Origin of the sequence: Agrobacterium burrii (assembly GCF_017313405.1) — a bacterium.
GTDB classification, from domain to species: Bacteria; Pseudomonadota; Alphaproteobacteria; order Rhizobiales; family Rhizobiaceae; genus Agrobacterium; species Agrobacterium burrii.
On record NZ_JAFLNA010000007.1, the window covers coordinates 53249 to 69012 of the forward strand.

General features: G+C 61.0%; 14 protein-coding genes. 12 read left to right on the forward strand and 2 right to left on the reverse strand.

From position 1 onward, the window contains the following. Positions 1-111: 111 nt before the first annotated feature. Together JZX89_RS14290 and JZX89_RS14295 are read right to left on the reverse strand one after the other, a co-directional pair. A complete protein-coding gene (locus tag JZX89_RS14290; protein ID WP_103660113.1) occupies positions 112-1143 on the reverse strand; it encodes a helix-turn-helix domain-containing protein in 1032 nt (343 codons plus the stop codon). Next, the gene (locus JZX89_RS14295; protein ID WP_207134440.1) at positions 1119-2291 is read right to left on the reverse strand and encodes a type II toxin-antitoxin system HipA family toxin; all 1173 of its coding nucleotides are present in this window, start codon (positions 2289-2291) and stop codon (positions 1119-1121) included. Before JZX89_RS14295 ends, JZX89_RS14290 begins: the two co-directional genes overlap by 25 nt. 727 nt (positions 2292-3018) lie before the next feature. On the opposite strand from JZX89_RS14295, the gene JZX89_RS14300 reads away from it, so the two are divergent. From JZX89_RS14300 to JZX89_RS14355, 12 genes are all read left to right on the forward strand, one after another. Next, positions 3019-4167, forward strand: coding sequence for an HPP family protein (locus tag JZX89_RS14300; protein WP_207134441.1), 1149 nt, complete (start codon positions 3019-3021; stop codon positions 4165-4167). Positions 4168-4853: 686 nt separating this feature from the next. Then, positions 4854-5642 carry an SDR family NAD(P)-dependent oxidoreductase gene (locus tag JZX89_RS14305; protein ID WP_246746710.1) on the forward strand — a complete coding sequence of 263 codons (789 nt, stop codon included), beginning with the start codon at positions 4854-4856 and terminating at the stop codon, positions 5640-5642. 50 nt (positions 5643-5692) lie between these two features. Further along, complete coding sequence (locus tag JZX89_RS14310) at positions 5693-6949, forward strand: ABC transporter substrate-binding protein (RefSeq protein ID WP_207134442.1); 1257 nt, start codon at positions 5693-5695, stop codon at positions 6947-6949. 69 nt (positions 6950-7018) lie between these two features. Continuing rightward, a complete protein-coding gene (locus JZX89_RS14315; protein ID WP_207134443.1) occupies positions 7019-7927 on the forward strand; it encodes a branched-chain amino acid ABC transporter permease in 909 nt (302 codons plus the stop codon). Continuing rightward, positions 7924-8982, forward strand: coding sequence for a branched-chain amino acid ABC transporter permease (locus tag JZX89_RS14320; RefSeq protein WP_207134444.1), 1059 nt, complete (start codon positions 7924-7926; stop codon positions 8980-8982). The genes JZX89_RS14315 and JZX89_RS14320 overlap by 4 nt, the downstream gene beginning before the upstream one ends. Beyond that, the gene (locus JZX89_RS14325) at positions 8969-9727 is read left to right on the forward strand and encodes an ABC transporter ATP-binding protein (protein ID WP_207134445.1); all 759 of its coding nucleotides are present in this window, start codon (positions 8969-8971) and stop codon (positions 9725-9727) included. The genes JZX89_RS14320 and JZX89_RS14325 overlap by 14 nt, the downstream gene beginning before the upstream one ends. Then, on the forward strand, positions 9724-10443 hold the full coding sequence (locus JZX89_RS14330) for an ABC transporter ATP-binding protein (RefSeq protein ID WP_207134446.1): 720 nt from the start codon (positions 9724-9726) through the stop codon (positions 10441-10443). The genes JZX89_RS14325 and JZX89_RS14330 overlap by 4 nt, the downstream gene beginning before the upstream one ends. A gap of 88 nt (positions 10444-10531) precedes the next feature. Beyond that, entirely contained in the window at positions 10532-11515 is a 984-nt protein-coding gene (locus tag JZX89_RS14335) for a thiamine pyrophosphate-dependent dehydrogenase E1 component subunit alpha (protein WP_207134447.1), read from the forward strand. Continuing rightward, positions 11508-12482: an alpha-ketoacid dehydrogenase subunit beta gene (locus tag JZX89_RS14340; RefSeq protein ID WP_207134448.1), complete on the forward strand. Its 975-nt coding sequence runs from the start codon at positions 11508-11510 to the stop codon at positions 12480-12482. Before JZX89_RS14335 ends, JZX89_RS14340 begins: the two co-directional genes overlap by 8 nt. Positions 12483-12494: 12 nt before the next feature. Next, complete coding sequence (locus JZX89_RS14345) at positions 12495-13292, forward strand: enoyl-CoA hydratase/isomerase family protein (RefSeq protein ID WP_207134449.1); 798 nt, start codon at positions 12495-12497, stop codon at positions 13290-13292. A gap of 4 nt (positions 13293-13296) precedes the next feature. Further along, positions 13297-14574, forward strand: a complete 1278-nt coding sequence (locus JZX89_RS14350) for a dihydrolipoamide acetyltransferase family protein (RefSeq protein WP_207134450.1) — start codon at positions 13297-13299, stop codon at positions 14572-14574. 8 nt (positions 14575-14582) lie between these two features. Beyond that, the gene (locus tag JZX89_RS14355) at positions 14583-15755 is read left to right on the forward strand and encodes an acyl-CoA dehydrogenase family protein (protein ID WP_207134451.1); all 1173 of its coding nucleotides are present in this window, start codon (positions 14583-14585) and stop codon (positions 15753-15755) included. The last annotated feature ends 9 nt before the right edge of the window (positions 15756-15764 follow it).

Below are 15764 nucleotides of genomic sequence, written 5' to 3' on the forward strand. Positions count from 1 at the left end.
ACGCTCGATTGGGCCGCGGAATCCTATTATATTGTCCTGCGGGGCTGATTTCATACCAGCTTTGGTCGAAGAAAGAGGTCGCTCAGTGGCTATGATGCGCGGTCTCGCCGATTATGCTGGGGGCCGCCGCTCCCACCTGGTAGGGCTGTTGAGCAATCGCTGCACCTCGGAATCAACGCGGCCGTGTGAAAGCCCCGCTATGCCGAACCTGTCAAAGAGGGACGCGAGCAAGGGCAGAAGAATTTCGGCTAACCTGCCTTCGACATCGTCTGACGAGAGAGAGGTTTCCAGTACTGCCTCGTCGCTTCGTGCCGCGTAGCCTTCAATGAGCATCTCACTTAAGGGGTTTGCCCATGAGCGAAGCACCCGACCGGTTAGACCTGTGTACATCGCGCGAAAATGGATCGTGACGACGCTGTCTAGCTCCCGTTTGAGCAACGATGCCAGTCGTTCCGCGTGCAACAGAACTTCGCCCATGCGCCATAGGGGAAGCGTCGTGTCGAGGATGCTCCCGGCTGGAAACGTCTCGTTACTGTCTTCCTGATAACCCCGGATCAAAAACATGTTGCCGGCCGGGGCGGCTCGCCAAAAATCGCAATGGGCAGGATCGCTGAAGCCGCGTTCAAAATCGTTGCTTTGCGGCGCAAGCCAGCACTCGATGACCCCGTCGATTTCACGGGCTCCAAACTCTTCGCGCGTTGGCAGGAAGAATGGCGGCCATCCTGTTTTTCGGACCACTGCCTTTTCAAGAATGCGTTCGAAGGCACCCAGATCGGGGATTTTCAGGTCACCTTCGAGCCAATAGTCAATCCGATAAAAGCCATTCGGGAACCGTGCAGGTGAGTCCGTTGGAAGGGGTGTGGTCAGATGCCGCCAACGCTCTGACGCCTGACGGACAAAGCGCGACTGAGCATCCCCCTCCGCAGGCTCGTCGACAAGACCGATGACCCGCAGGATGTCGAGAGCTTTTGCCAGCGTCAGTGTCGTGTCGCCACGTTCGAAGGCCGCCATCGTCGGATAGCTTACGCCCGCAAGCGCTAAGTGGTCCTTCTGGGTGAGACCCTCGGCCTTGCGTCGACGCAAAGCTTCCTCGACGATGCGCTGCCAGGAGAGCGGCGCTATGCTTCCAGTATTCTCAAACATGCGTTGTCCACAATCTCTTTGAACCTGTTCATGAAACCATCCGGCGGCTCGGCATCGGGCGGCTGGATGATTGGTGCGGCCTTCGCAACCTGACGCTTCAACTTTTTGAACGCCTGGTTAACGGCTGATTCAGGTAAGCCGATCGCCTTGCCAAAGTTACGAAAAAGCCCCTGGTCGGCATCTTCTAATTGAACCCTCTCACCGCCAAACGATAGCGCCAAGGTCTGGTCGAATCCGTCATAAAATGCGGTATTCACAACGTCATAGGCTGGGGAAAGACGCAGGCCACTCGCAGTCTCCAGGAGCGAGAAATTCTTCAGATGTCCGTCGCAGTTACCGATGAGCGCGAACAGGACCAGACGGTTAAAAAATCGATACAGATCGATCTGCGCGCGAGATGAGTGCTGGCGAATGATTTCGGCCACATCCTCGTAAGCGGCGTCATATTTGCCGCCATAGTCCTGCCCCTTGGGTTTGACGAGAATCTGCGCGCAATCTTCAAGTCGGAGCTTCTCGCCCTTTGCCGTTCTATCGAAACGCGTAACGATAAGCCCGGTCTCATCGATAGCTGCTATATAGGACATCTGAAATGCAGTCACTTCGCTTGGGCCGAGGACGGCCGCCGTCCATCGAAGGCTAAGCGCTTCATTGCGCACAAGACTGGTGATCTTCTCGGAATTGAACTTAGCGATATATTCAGCCGAGCCTGTAGCCTTTGCCGGAACAAACTGACCCTTGGCATCCTTAGTGACGAGCAGCTTCTTTTGCACGCCGGATACCGTGCGACCGGGACTGGCCGTCGCCTCCGTTATCTCAGGAAGATCTGCGGACCCTTCAGGTGGGCTAACGCCGACGGCTCCGATGCAGTCTGCGCCGTAGCGGAGGAGCAGTCCGAGATCGTCTTCTTCGACCACGTGCGCTGAGCGAGCTTGCTCTTCGCGCAACCAGCCTTCAGGACCAAGGTGCTGGAAATAGGGATGCAGCCCCACCGCCCAGTCGTGTTCGCGCTTTGTCGAGGGCAGACTGCAGGCGATATCACCCTTTTGCCAGTCGGCATTGTAAGAAAAGCGTGTCCCTCCTGCTGCGGTCTCCGTAAGGGTGCCGGCCACCTCTTCCTTAAATAAAATGTCGGCAGTGCGGAGTGGCATTAATCAGACCTCCATGAGAGCTTGGCTTGGCGCGAAAAGGCACCAATTATCAATCTATAAATGGAATATTGAAGATTATCTAGAGAAAATCAAGTCATAGATTGTTTTCTGGAAGCTTGCGCCTAGAATTTAGTTATTTGATCATTTCGGTTGGCCAACGTAGGATTTTCGTCAAGAGAAGAAGGTATAGCTGAATTCTAAGCAAGCTAAAGTGGCCCTGTTGAGGCAAACCTCTCTACCCAAGTCATTGAGCGCTGAATACACGTGTACTTCAATCTTTAGGGTGAACACAGGTTAGCGCCACGACTGCCATCTGATTAAGGCGTACCTGGTAGCATCGTTGCTACGTTATTGTTGGCGGCTATCTGCGCTCATTGCTACCATCATCTGGACCGCTTGCGGCCCTGTCAGCCAGATGAGACAAACGACGTCCGTTGGTGAGGAATTTCAGCTCGATAGATCTCCTCTAATTGCAGGGTCGCCTGTCCGAGGCTGTTCAAGGCGCTGGCAGCGTTGTCTTTCGCGATGGCGGCCGAGAACAATCGTTTGTTCCGCATTCACGTTGTATGCTCCTCATCGGAGACATCACTGCAAGCTTGAGTGGAACACAGAACGCCGTATTTCAATGCTCTGTGGGTCAGACACCCAGGCAGGTTCACGTGACATGCAGACAGCGGATTGTTTTCTGTTAGAACGCGATTCCTGATGAGAATCGAGAACTTGCAGAATGAAACATCTGTTGCACGTGATCCTGCCAGGGGCGATGCCGGTCAGCTATAAGGAGCAGCTTCGTTCCGCGACGGGTGCATTGATTGGCATTCTCCTGACCGGTTTTCTGGGACATCTGGCGATCAGCGACAACGCGGCTCTGCCTGCATTGATAGCCCCAATGGGGGCGTCCGCCGTCCTGCTGTTTGCGGTTCCCTCCAGCCCGCTCGCACAGCCATGGTCCATTCTCTGCGGCAATATCGTCTCCGCCGTTGTCGGTGTTACAATTGCAAAGCTAGTTATGGATCCCTTCGTGGCCGCGGGGCTCGCCATTAGCATCGCCATAGCGGCCATGATGGCTCTACGCTGCCTGCATCCACCAAGCGGTGCGGTAGCTTTGACGGCAATTCTTGGCGGATCGGCGATTCACGATCTTGGCTATGGCTTCGTGCTCTGGCCGGTGACGGGCAATTCCGTAGCGCTTCTCACCGTGGCGGTCATCTTCAACAATTTGTCTGGTCGTCGCTATCCGCACGCGATGCGCATTCAGCCAACCAACCACGGCACGAAAGACCCGGCGCCAGTCCAGCGCATCGGTTTCTCGGCGGCCGATCTGGATGATGTTCTGAATGATTTCGATCAGGTGTTGGACATCGATCGCGACGATCTTGAAACGATACTGCGCCGTACTGAACTGCGCTCCTACCGCCGTCGAGCCACGCATCTGGATTGCGCCAGCATCATGTCCCGCGACGTTGTCGGCGTCGCACCGGATCATCCGTTGAAAACGGCCCATGAATTGATGCGCAACCACCATTTTAAGGCTTTACCCGTGACAAATGATAACGCGGAGGTCGTCGGCATCGTGACGCAGACCGATTTGCTCGACAAAGCAAGCTGGGCAAGCGGTCGCCCGACCATCGGCCTTCTCCAACGAGTTCGGCTGATATTCTCAGGACGCAGCGCTCCCAACGGAACGGTTAAAGACATTATGACATCTCCGGTTAAAACTGTGTCATCCGAAACGCCAGTCGAAGATGCGATCATCATTCTGGCAGAACAGGGCTTGCACTATCTGCCCGTTGTTAGCGGCAAGAACAAACTTGTAGGGATTATTTCGCAATCGGATGTGATGGTGGGTATGCTAATGGATAGGGCAGGAGAATAAGCCGAAAGACAGAGCCAGCCCGTATAGCAACGGGATTCTTTGCTGCGGTTAGCGCAAAGATGTAGAGTTTCGCGATGATTGACCCGTTGGCAGGTTGAGTGCTGAACAAGCCAATTTCTTAAATGAAACGGAAAACTTCGCGGGAATATTGCGCGGTTTCTCCGTTGCAATGCAAAACAGCGTCAGAGCTTGATGGCATTCAACAATCAAGTCGATGGATGCGGCGCAAAAAGCCGCTAGAGTGTTAGTGTTTCAGGAGATGCGGAAATTTCCTCGACTGACCCGACTGTAGTGGCCGTGTCCCTTCACGGCGCTGGATTGCGCCTTCCTGCGTCTTCAAATTTGTTTCTTGTCAGATGCCCTGTGGCATCTCCATTTGATGAGCTGGCAGTCGTGAGAGACCTCAAACGCGATCTAAGACGAGGCCCAATCAGTTTCTATGTTTTACCTTTGTTCTCCCTTAGCGTGTCACTCGGAACAGTTCTTGTTCCGACCCCATGTTGGCAGCTTGAAGCCGTTGCACTCTCTCATCCACTAAGCGCGCGTCATCCTTTGGGAGCGATCTAGACATTTTTGCCGTGACTCTCTGTCGGCCACTGGTAATGCAAGGTCAACAAAATGAATGTTGACTCATAATTCATTTTGTTGAATAAATGACGTCATGAAATTGCTTTTGGGAGGAGGCGATGTTGGATGACGGGAGGACGATGGCTGGACGGATCGTCGCCATCACCGGCGGCGGCAGCGGCATAGGTGCAGCCTGTGCCGAAGCAATTGCCGCACGCGGTGCTCTCGTTGCCGTTCTCGACATCGATCTCGAACAGGCACGTCTGGTTGCCGGGCGCATCGGCGGCAAAGCCTTTCTCCTGGACGTGACCGACGAGCAGAACGTGATCTCGGCCATCGAAGCGGTCGAGCGCGACATGGGGCCGATCTTCGGCGGCATTACCTCCGCGGGCATCGTCCAGACACCGGTTCCGCCGCAGGACCTCGATATGGCCGTCTACGACCGGGTCTACGCCATCAACCAGCGGGGCACCTATCTGTCGCTGCGGGAAATGGCGCGGCATATGCTGCCGCGCCGCAAGGGCAGCCTGGTCGCCATCAGCTCCGTCACGGCACGCCGTTCCACGCCTCTGCATGCCTATGGGCCCGGCAAGGCCGCGGTCACCAATCTCGTCGCCGGACTGGCAAGTGAATGGGGCCGGGCGGGCATCCGCGTCAACGCGGTTGAGCCCGGATATACGCGCACCCCTGGCCTGCAGGCGCAGATTGATCTCGGACAGCGCGATGTCGCTCTCATGGAAGACAATTCGGCGCTCGGACGGTTGGTCGAGCCCAACGAGATCGGGGCCGCGGCAGCGTTCCTGCTTTCGGACGATGCTTCCGCCGTGACCGGACTTTCCATGGCGGTCGATGCGGGATTTTACGGCGCGGGCTCCTGGGCACCTTATGGGGGCGTGCGCAAACATTAATCCGGCCTCTTCGGGAGGAGGCTTTCTTGAACCTGTTGGAGGACAGAACAATGACTTCGAAACACCTGAGTTTGACCCGCCGCCATTTCATGGCGGCCACCGGCGCGGCGGGTTTGGCCACACTTGCCAGCCCGTCGATCCTGCGCGGCCAGGGCGCGGTCATCAAGGTCGGCATGCCGACCATCCTGTCCGGCCGCGTCGCCATCCTCGGGGAAACCGCTTCGGTCGGCGCCCGGATGGTGATCGACGCGGTCAATGCGGAAGGCGGGATCGAAGGACGCAAGATCGAGCTTGTCATCCGCGATACCAAAGGCAAGCCCGACGAGGCGGCCCGCATCACCCGCGACCTGATCAACACCGACAAGTGCGAACTGATCCTCGATGGCGAGGCCTCCGGCGGCAGCTTTGCCGTGCACGAGGTGATGCGCGACACCGGGCTCTACTGCATGCATTCCATCTCGGAGGCCTCGGCGCTCAGCGCCGATCCCAAGAACCACGCGCACTGGATCTTCCGCTCCGGACGCCAGGGCATCCATGACGCGATCGCCGGCGGCCTTTATGCGGCAGGTCTGGCAAAGAACGGCGTCAAGCGCTGGGCGGTCTGCTCGCCCGACTATTCCTACGGCCGGGATACCACGGCGGAATTTCGCGAATTCCTCTCGGTGTTTGCCCCGGACGTGCAGTTCATCGGCGAAACCTGGCCGAAGGCCTTCCAGCCCGATTATACCGAGAACATCACCAATCTGCTGAACATGGCGCCGGACGGCCTGTATACCTGCCTCTGGGGCGGCGATCTCGTCGCCTTCTTCGACCAGGCCAGCCTTTACGGCCTGTTCGACAAGTTCCAGACGGTCGCCGTCAACATGGGCGATGCGCCGGTTCTCGAAGCGATCAAGAACCTGCCGGCGGGCATCCATTCCGGCAACCGCTACCACAAGGACGTGCCGGACACGCAGGCCAACGAGGACTGGAACACAGCGTTCCGCAAATCTGGCAAGCTGCCGACCAACTGGGGATGGCAGGCCTGTACCGGGGCGCGCTTCGTGGTCGAAGCCTTGAAGGCGACCAAGGGCGACACCAACCGCGACAAGCTGGCGGAGGCCACCCGCGGCCGCAAGATCGACAGCCCGCACGGCGTCGATGGCACCGTGACGATGCGCGAAGGAGACAATACGCTGATCGGCTACGCGATCGGTTACGGCAAGACGCTGGCCAAGGCCCCTTACCTTTCGGACTTTCAGCCGACCTCCTGGGATCTCATCCTGGAAAACGAGACCGAGTGGAAAAAGCGCAAGAAATATCTCTGACGCCTTCTGCCGCCACCCGCCGATTTCGTCGCGGGCGGCCCTTTTCTCCTTGATTGGAAACCGGACGGAATGTTCAATTTCGATGCCTTATCCACCTGCCTCGGGGCGACATCCTGTCTGGTGACGCAGGTCACCACCGGGCTGATCATCGGCATGCTGCTGTTTCTGGTGGCGTCCGGCGTGACCCTGATCTTCGGCGTGCTGAAAGTGGTCAATTTCGCCCACGGCGCCTTCTACATGATCGGCGCCTATACGGCCTATTCCGCTTATGCCCTGCTCGGGAACTACTACCTCGCCGTGCTGGCCGGGGCGCTGAGTGCCGCGGTGATCGGCATCCTGTTCGAGAACCTGATGATCCGCCGGGTCTACAAGGAGAACCTGCTGATGCAGCTTCTCGTCTGCTACGCCTTCGTCCTCATCTGCGACGACGCGGTCAAGATGATCTGGGGCGCCGAATATCTGGCGATGGGGATTCCCGCGGAATTCCGCGTGCCGCCGATCCGGTTTGCAGGCGGCGTCGTGCCGCCCTTCTATATCTTCCTGGTCGCAACCTCGCTTCTGGTCGCAGTGATCTGCCTGCTTCTCATCACCTACAGCCGCTTCGGCAAGATCGTGCGGGCGGCGGCGGCCAATGCGACCATGGTTTCGGTGCTCGGCATCCGCGTGCCGCTCTATTTCGCCGGGCTTTTCGGACTGGGCTGCGCACTGGCCGGCATGGCGGGGGCACTGGCGGCACCGGTGCGGTCGCTGACGCCCGGCATGGGCCTTTCGATCCTGATCGACAGCTTCATCGTCACCGTCATCGGCGGCATGGGTTCAATTCCGGGCGCGCTGCTGGCCGCCCTCCTCCTCGGACTGACGCGCTCGTTCGGCAGCATCGGCTTTCCGCTGTTCGTCGACGGGGCGATGTTCATGATGATGGTGATCATCCTGATCTTCCGTCCGCAGGGCCTTCTCGGCGAAAGGGCGGTGCGATGAAAAGCCTGAGCCCGTTTGCGCGCGACTGCCTGATCGCGATCGTCTTCTTCACTGCTCTTCTGGCACTCGGCCTGATCTTTCCCAGCCTCTGGCTGATGGATACGCTGACGGCGCTGTTTGCCAGCGGCCTGCTGGCCATGTCGCTGCACCTGCTGGTCGGCTATACGGGGCTCGTCTCCTTCGGCCATGCGGCCTATTTTGCCGCCGGCGGCTATGTGTTCGGCATGGTTCTGCAGGCCGATGGTTTCGTCGCAAGCGCCGGTGCGTTTTCGGTCCCGCTCGCCATTCTTGCGGCCTTCGTGTCGACCGGGCTTTTCGCGCTGATCGTCGGGCTGATCTGCGGCCGGCTGTCGGAAGTCTACTTCGCCTTCTTGACGCTCGCCTTCCAGATGCTGTTCGTCAGCATGATCCAGGGACTGGTGCAATTCACCGGCGGCGACCAAGGGCTGGTCGGCGGCATTCCCCGCCCGGCTTTCCTCGGCATCGACCTGACCCAGAGCACCCACCGCTACGCCTTCTGCGCCTTCCTGTTCACGGCCGGCGTGCTCGCCATCCGGCTGGTGACGCAAAGCTCGTTCGGTTATGCACTCCGCATGGTGCGCGACAACGAGCGGCGAACCGCCTTCCTCGGCGTCAATACCTACCGGGTGAAGGTCGTGTCCTTCACCATCGCCGGCTCGATCGCGTCGCTCGGCGGCGTGATCCTGGCGATCTTCACCTCCGCGGCCTATCCCGAATGGGCATCGTGGTCGAATTCCGGCGAGGCAATCTTCATGATCATGCTCGGCGGTCTCAACAGCTTCCTCGGCCCGCTGGTCGGCGCCATCGCCATGCGTGCGATCAACGACGTGACGCTGCTCTATACGACGCATACCGACCTCGCCAAAGGTCTGGTCATCCTGTTCGTGGTGCTGATCCTCAAGCGCGGCATCCTGGATTTCGCCATGGACCTCGTCGGAAACCGCAAGGCACGCGCCGACAACGACCGCGCCAAGGCGCTGCATGTCAAAGGCGAGCCCAGCTACACCGGGGAGGACGCCGATGTTAAGGCTTGATCACCTGACGAAAAGTTTCGGCCGGCTTGTCGCGACCAACGACGTGTCGCTCGATTTTCCGAGCGGTTCGCTGAGCGCCATCATCGGCCCGAACGGCGCCGGCAAGACGACGCTGTTCAACCAGATCACCGGGCATCTGGTGCCGACCAGCGGCGCGATCCTTCTCGACGGCGAGGCCATCACCGGGCTGAAGCCGGCGGCCATCGTGCGCAAGGGGATCGGCCGGGCGTTCCAGATCGTCAGCATCTATCCGAGCCTGACCGTCCGGGACGCCTTAGCGGCGGCGGTCACCGCGCATCTGCGCGCCTGCTACAGCCTCGCCTCCGCCTTTCCCCGCAAGGATGTGGCACTGCGCACCGACGAACTGATCGAGCTGCTCGGCATGGAGCGGGTGGCACACAGGCTGTCGGGCGAGATCTCGCATGGCGACCAGAAGCTGCTCGACGTCGGTCTGGCGCTGGCACTCCAGCCGCGGGTGCTGATGCTGGACGAGCCGGCGGCCGGCATGGGGCCTGAGGAACGCTGGCAGATGATGGGCACCGTCAAGCGGCTGTGGAAAAGCCAGAACATGACCCTGATCTTCATCGAGCACGATATCGACCTGGTCTTCCAGACCGCCGAGATCATCCACGTGCTTCGCTACGGCGCGGTGCTGGCATCCGGTACGCCGCAGGAGATCAAGGGTCATCCGGAGGTCATCGAGGCCTATCTCGGCAAGGAAGACGATATCGAGGTGGCACGATGAGCGAGACGCACCCCATTCTCGACGTGCAGGGCATCAACGTCTTCTACGGTGCATCCCACATCCTGTTCGAGGTCTCATTGCAGATCGCCAAGGGCCGCACGCTGGCGCTTCTCGGTCGCAACGGCGCGGGCAAGAGCACGACGATGAAGGCGATCATGGGCGTGGCGCCGATCCGCACCGGCACGATCCGCTTTTCCGGCAACAGGATCGATGGTTCCGCGCCGCATGTGGTCGCCCGCAAGGGTCTCGGCTTCGTGCCGGAGGACCGGCAGGTCTTCATCGACCATACCGTAGAAGAGAACCTGCGCATCGCCGCCAAACGCGGCATGGACGGGCGCGAGGAATGGACGATCGACACCATCTACGACGCCTTTCCGCTTCTGGCGACGATGCGCCAGCGCAAGGCCGGCATGATGTCGGGCGGCGAGCAGCAGCTGCTGTCCATGGCGCGCTGCCTGATGGGCAATCCGGACCTCATTCTTCTGGACGAGCCATCCGAGGGGCTGGCACCGATTATCGTGCAGGAGATCGGACGGCTGATCCTGAGACTGCGCGGCACCGGCGTCACCATCGTTCTCGCCGAGCAGAACATGCATTTCTGCCTCGGCATCTCGGAAGACGCCGTGATCATCGACAAGGGGCAGATCGTCTATCGCGGCACGATCGAGGACCTGCGCAGCAACAGGGATGTCGCCAACCGGTATCTGGCCATCTGACCGGATCCCGAACACGACGATCCATGCAAGGAAAATGAATCATGAGCCACGAAACTAGAATTATCGCCATCGCGACGGAGTCGGGCCTATGACCCGGCGCAACGAGCCCGTCGATGCCTTGAAAGCCATCTACAGGCGTGCGCTGATGATCCGTCATGCGGAAAAGACGCTGCAAGTGCTGTTCGCCGACGGAAAGGTGCCGGGCTTCCTGCACCTGTCCATCGGCCAGGAGGCGGTCGCGTCTTCGATCTCGGAATGGCTGCGCGAGGGCGATACGGTCTCTTCCAACCACCGGGGCCACGGGCATACGCTGGCCAAGGGCGTCGATCTGGAAGGCTTTTTTGCCGAAATCCTCGGCCGCACGACGGGCATTTGCGGTGGACGGGGCGGCTCGATGCATGTGGCGGATCTCAGACTCGGCATGCTGGGCGCCAACGGCATCGTCGGCGCCGGCCTGCCGATCACCACCGGCAGCGCGCTGGCCCTGAAGATCAAGGGGCAAGGCGCTATCGCAGTGGTCTATTTCGGCGACGGGGCTTTGGCGGAAGGGCTCGTCCACGAGTGTCTCAACATCGCCAAGCTCTGGTCCCTGCCGATCCTGTTCGTCTGCGAAAACAACGGCTGGTCGGAGTTCAGCCCGACGCACAAGCAGATGGCGGTCAAGCTCGCCGATCTCGCCCAAGCGTTCGGCATCGGCTATCTGGCCGCGGACGGCAACGATATCGCCGCCGTCCATGAGACGGCCGGCGAGGCGATCGGCCGCGTCCGCCACGAGACGATCCCGTTCATCCTCGAATGCCGGACGACCCGCGTTCGCGGCCATTACGAAGGCGACAAGCAGGATTACCGCCCGGACGGCGAAGCAGAAGACATGGCCGGCCGCGATCCGCTGGCGATCGCGGTGCAGAGGCTGACCGAACTCGGCGTCGAGGCCGGCTGGATCTCCGACACGCAGGCGCAGGTGGAGGCGGAAAACGCCCGTGCGCTGGACGCCGCGTTGGGTGCGCCGATGCCCGATCCGTCCAGCCTGCTCGACGACGTCTACACACCGGAGGTCCTGTCCCATGGCTGAAAGCCGCTACGTCAAAGCCGTCACCCGCGCAATGCAGGACGCCATGGCCGCCGATCCGCGGGTCATCCTGATCGGCGAGGACATTGCCGCCGCGGGTGGTTCGTTCAAGGCCACGCGGGGCTTGCTGGAGGAATTCGGAGCGGCACGCGTCTATGACGCGCCGATCGCGGAGGCCGCGATCACCGGCATCGCCGTCGGCGCGGCGTTGTCGGGGCTGAAACCCGTCGCCGAGATCATGTTCATGGATTTCGTGACGCTGTCGATGGACATGATGGTCAACCAGGCAGCGAAGGCCCGCTACATGTTCGGCGCGCAGGGCTCGGTGTCGATGGTGCTGCGCACGCCGCATGGCGGCGGTCTTTCCGCAGGACCGCAGCATTCGCAATGCCTCGAAGCCTGGTTCGCCCATATTCCGGGGCTCAAGGTGGTGGTTCCCGCAACCGTCGAGGATGCCTACAGCTTGCTGCGCGCGGCGATCGACGATGCCGATCCGGTCGTCGTGGTCGAGAACAAGTCGCTCTATGCGCTGAAAGGCGAGCTTGCCGACTCCCCGGCGCCTGCCCGGATCGGCGAAGGCGCGATCCGCCGGCCGGGTACGGATGCGACGCTGGTCGCCTATGGCGCCATGGTGTGGACCGCACTTTCCTCTGCCGAGACGCTGGAAAAAGAAGGGATTTCGGTCGAGGTCATCGATCTTCGGTCCATCCAGCCCTGGGACGAGGCACTTGTCCTGTCGAGCTTGAAGCGCACGCACCGGCTGGCGATCGTGCACGAGGCTGTCGAGGCGTTCGGGGTCGGTGCCGAGATCGCGGCGCGCATGGCGCATATCGGTTTCGACGAACTGGACGCGCCAATTCTGCGCGTTGCCGCTCCCTTTTCCCCCGTGCCGTTCAGCCCGACGCTCGAAAACGCATGGCGGCCGACGGAAGAGAAAATCATCTCCGCCGTGCGGCAATTGCTGGCTTAAGGAAAAAAACAGATGTCCAAAGATCAGTTTTCCACCCCCTCCCTCGTCTGTGAGATCGACGGCCCTGTTGTGACGGTGACCTTCAACAAGCCGCAGACCCTCAACGCGCTCGACATGGGCGTGATGGCGGAACTCAATCAGGTTCTCGACCGGATCGAAAAGGATGCGGCCATCCGCGTGGTCATCTTCACCGCCGACGGGCGCGCCTTCGTCGCCGGCGGCGATATCGCCGATCTCAATTCGCGCAAGGCGCTGGCGCATTACAACGAATTCGCCGAGGAGATCCACAAGCTGCTGCGGCGGATCGAGACGCTGGACAAACCGACGATCGGTGCGATCAACGGCTTTGCGCTCGGCGGCGGCACCGAACTTCTGCTGACGCTCGACCTGCGTCTGCTTTCCGATCGCGCCAAGCTGGGCCTGCCGGAAATCAAGCTCGGCCTGTTTCCGGGCGCCGGCGGCACGCAGCGCATCCTGCGGCAGGTTCCCTCCTGCCGGGCACGCGAACTGATGTATCTCGGCGAAATGATCGGGCCGCAGGAGGCCGTCGAAATCGGGCTCGCCAACCGTGTCGTGCCGCACGAGACGCTGATGGATGAGGCGAGAGCCATGGCGAACAAGCTGGCGGCCCAGTCGCCGGCGGTCCTCAAGCTTTTGAAGCGCGTGCTGATCGACGGTGCCGACATGCCGCTCAGCGCAGCGCTGCGCCACGAGCAGGCGGTGATCGGCCTCGTCCTCGACAGCCACGACGCCCATGAAGGTTGCAGCGCCTTTCTGGAAAAGCGCCCCGCCGCGTTCCGGGGGGAATGACGTCATGACCGACATCGTGATGCCGAAACTGGGGCTGACGATGACGGAGGGTACGATTGCGGCCTGGCATCGCCAGCCGGGAGACACCTTCGTCAAGGGCGATATCCTCTTCGAGGTCGAAACCGAGAAGGTGACCAACGAGATCGAAGCCGCCGCGAACGGCCAACTGGAAACGATCCTGCATGCGCAAGGGGCTGTGGTTCCGGTCGGCGAACCGATCGCCCGGATGACCCTCGAGGGCGAAGCCCCGACGCAGGCCGCGACCGCATCTGTCGTGCCGACGCCGGCAGATGCCGGAGCGCGGGATGCCCCCTCGGCCCGAAAGCTGATGGCGGAACACGACATCGATCCGGGCAGCGTCGCTGGTAGTGGCCGCGACGGACGCATCATGAAGGGCGATATCCTGCGGGTCATCGCAACCCCTCTGGCGCGGCGGATCGCTCGCAATACCGGCAAGGACCTGCAAGCGATATCGGGAACCGGCCCGGCCGGCCGGATCAAGGCCGCCGATGTTCTGGCGGCACAGCCGGCAGCGGGGCCGACACCACAGGATGCCACACACGAAACGGCATCGCCCAAGATCACCGTTCCGGACGCGGTGCGGATGGCAACCGCGCGCCGGGTGCAGGCCGCCAAGCGCGACATTCCGCACTTCTATGTCAGCCGCGACGTCAACGCGGGGCCGCTTCTGCACTTGCGGGCATCGCTGAATCCCGGAACCGGCGCCCGGCAAAAGATGTCCGTGACGCATCTTCTCGTCAAGGCGCTGGGGCTGGCGCTTCACCGGCATCCTGCCTTGAACAGCATCTGGTTGCCGGAAGGGATCATGGCGCTGCCCGAGATCGGCGTCGGGATCGTCACGGAGACGCCGGGCGGACTGCGCATTCCGGTGCTGAACGGTGCCGACCATTTGCCGCTCGACGCGCTGGCCGCGACCTGCGGCGTCCTTCTCGACCGCGCCCGTAGCGGGCGCCTGCAAAGTGCCGATGTTTCCGGTGGTGCGATCTCGATCTCCAATGTCGGCATGTTCGGCGCCGGCAGCCTCACGCCGATCATCAGCCCGCCACAGGCGATGATCCTCGGTGTCGGAGCCGAGCAGCAGGCCTTCCGTCCAGATGCCGACGGCAAACCCGAACTTCGCCGGGAAATCAATCTCACGCTCGCCGCCGACCACCGCCTGATCGATGGCGCGGATGCCGCCCGTTTTCTTTCCACCCTGACCGAGTTGCTCGAGAATCCGCTGGATCTCCTTCGTGCACCGGCATCGCGCCAGACCCTTTAGGAGCAGCCATGAATTTCGACATCAACGACGAACAGCAGATGATGCTGGACACGGCGCGGCAGGTGGGAGAGCGCTTCGGGCTGGAATACTGGCGCGACAAGGACAAGAAGAAAGCCTACCCGCAGGAGGTCTGGCTTGCGATCTGCGATGCCGGCATCGCCGGGACCATGATCCCGGTGGAGCATGGCGGCGTCGGGCTCGGGCTTCTCGATCTGGCGCTGTGCATCGAGGAACTCTGCAAGGCCGGAGCCGGATCGACGCTGGCGCAGATGTTCATGCTGAATCCGGTCTTCGGCGGCGTCGCCGTCGATCGCTATGGCACAGAGGCCATGAAACGCGACTGGTTGCCTGCGATGTGCGAGGGGCGCATGACCTTCTGCATGGCGTTGACCGAGCCGGATGCCGGCACCAATTCGCTGGCGCTGAAGACCCGCGCCGACCGGGTCGAGGGCGGCTGGTCGATCAAGGGGCAGAAGATCTGGATCACCGGGGTCGCCAACTCCCAGAAGATGCTGGTCGTCGCGCGCAGCACGCCGGCCTCGGAGGCGGTCAAGAGAACCCATGGGATCAGCCTGTTCATGGTCGATACCGATCGCGAGGGCATCACCCATACCGAGATCGAGAAGGTCGGCACCAACACGCTGCCCTCCTCCGTCGTCTATCTCGACAACGTGTTTGCCGCCGACAGCGAGGTGATCGGCACCATCGACGAGGGCTGGGTCCAGCTTCTCGACATCCTCAATTCCGAACGCATCGTCACGACGGCAGGGCTGGTCGGGACCGGCCAGCTGGCGATCCAGCTCGGCGTCGATTATGCCCGCGACCGCAAGGTGTTCAACGGCAAGCCGATCGGCAGCTATCAGGGGCTGCAATTTCCGCTGGCGCAGAGCTGGGCGGAACTGGAATCGGCCAAGCTGCTCAATCTGAAGGCGGCCAGCAATTTCGATCGCGGCCTGCCTTTCGCATCGGAAAGCAATGCGGCAAAGCTGATCGCCGCACAGGCCGCCTGCAATGCGACCGAACAATCCATGCAGGTGATGGGTGGAATGGGCTATTCCAAGGAGTATCATGTGGAGCGTCTGTGGCGCGATGCGCGGTTGTTCCGTTTCGCACCAGTCTCGGAAGAGATGATCCTGAACTACATCTCGACAGTCAATCTGGGCCTTCCACGGTCCTATTAGGAAAAAGCA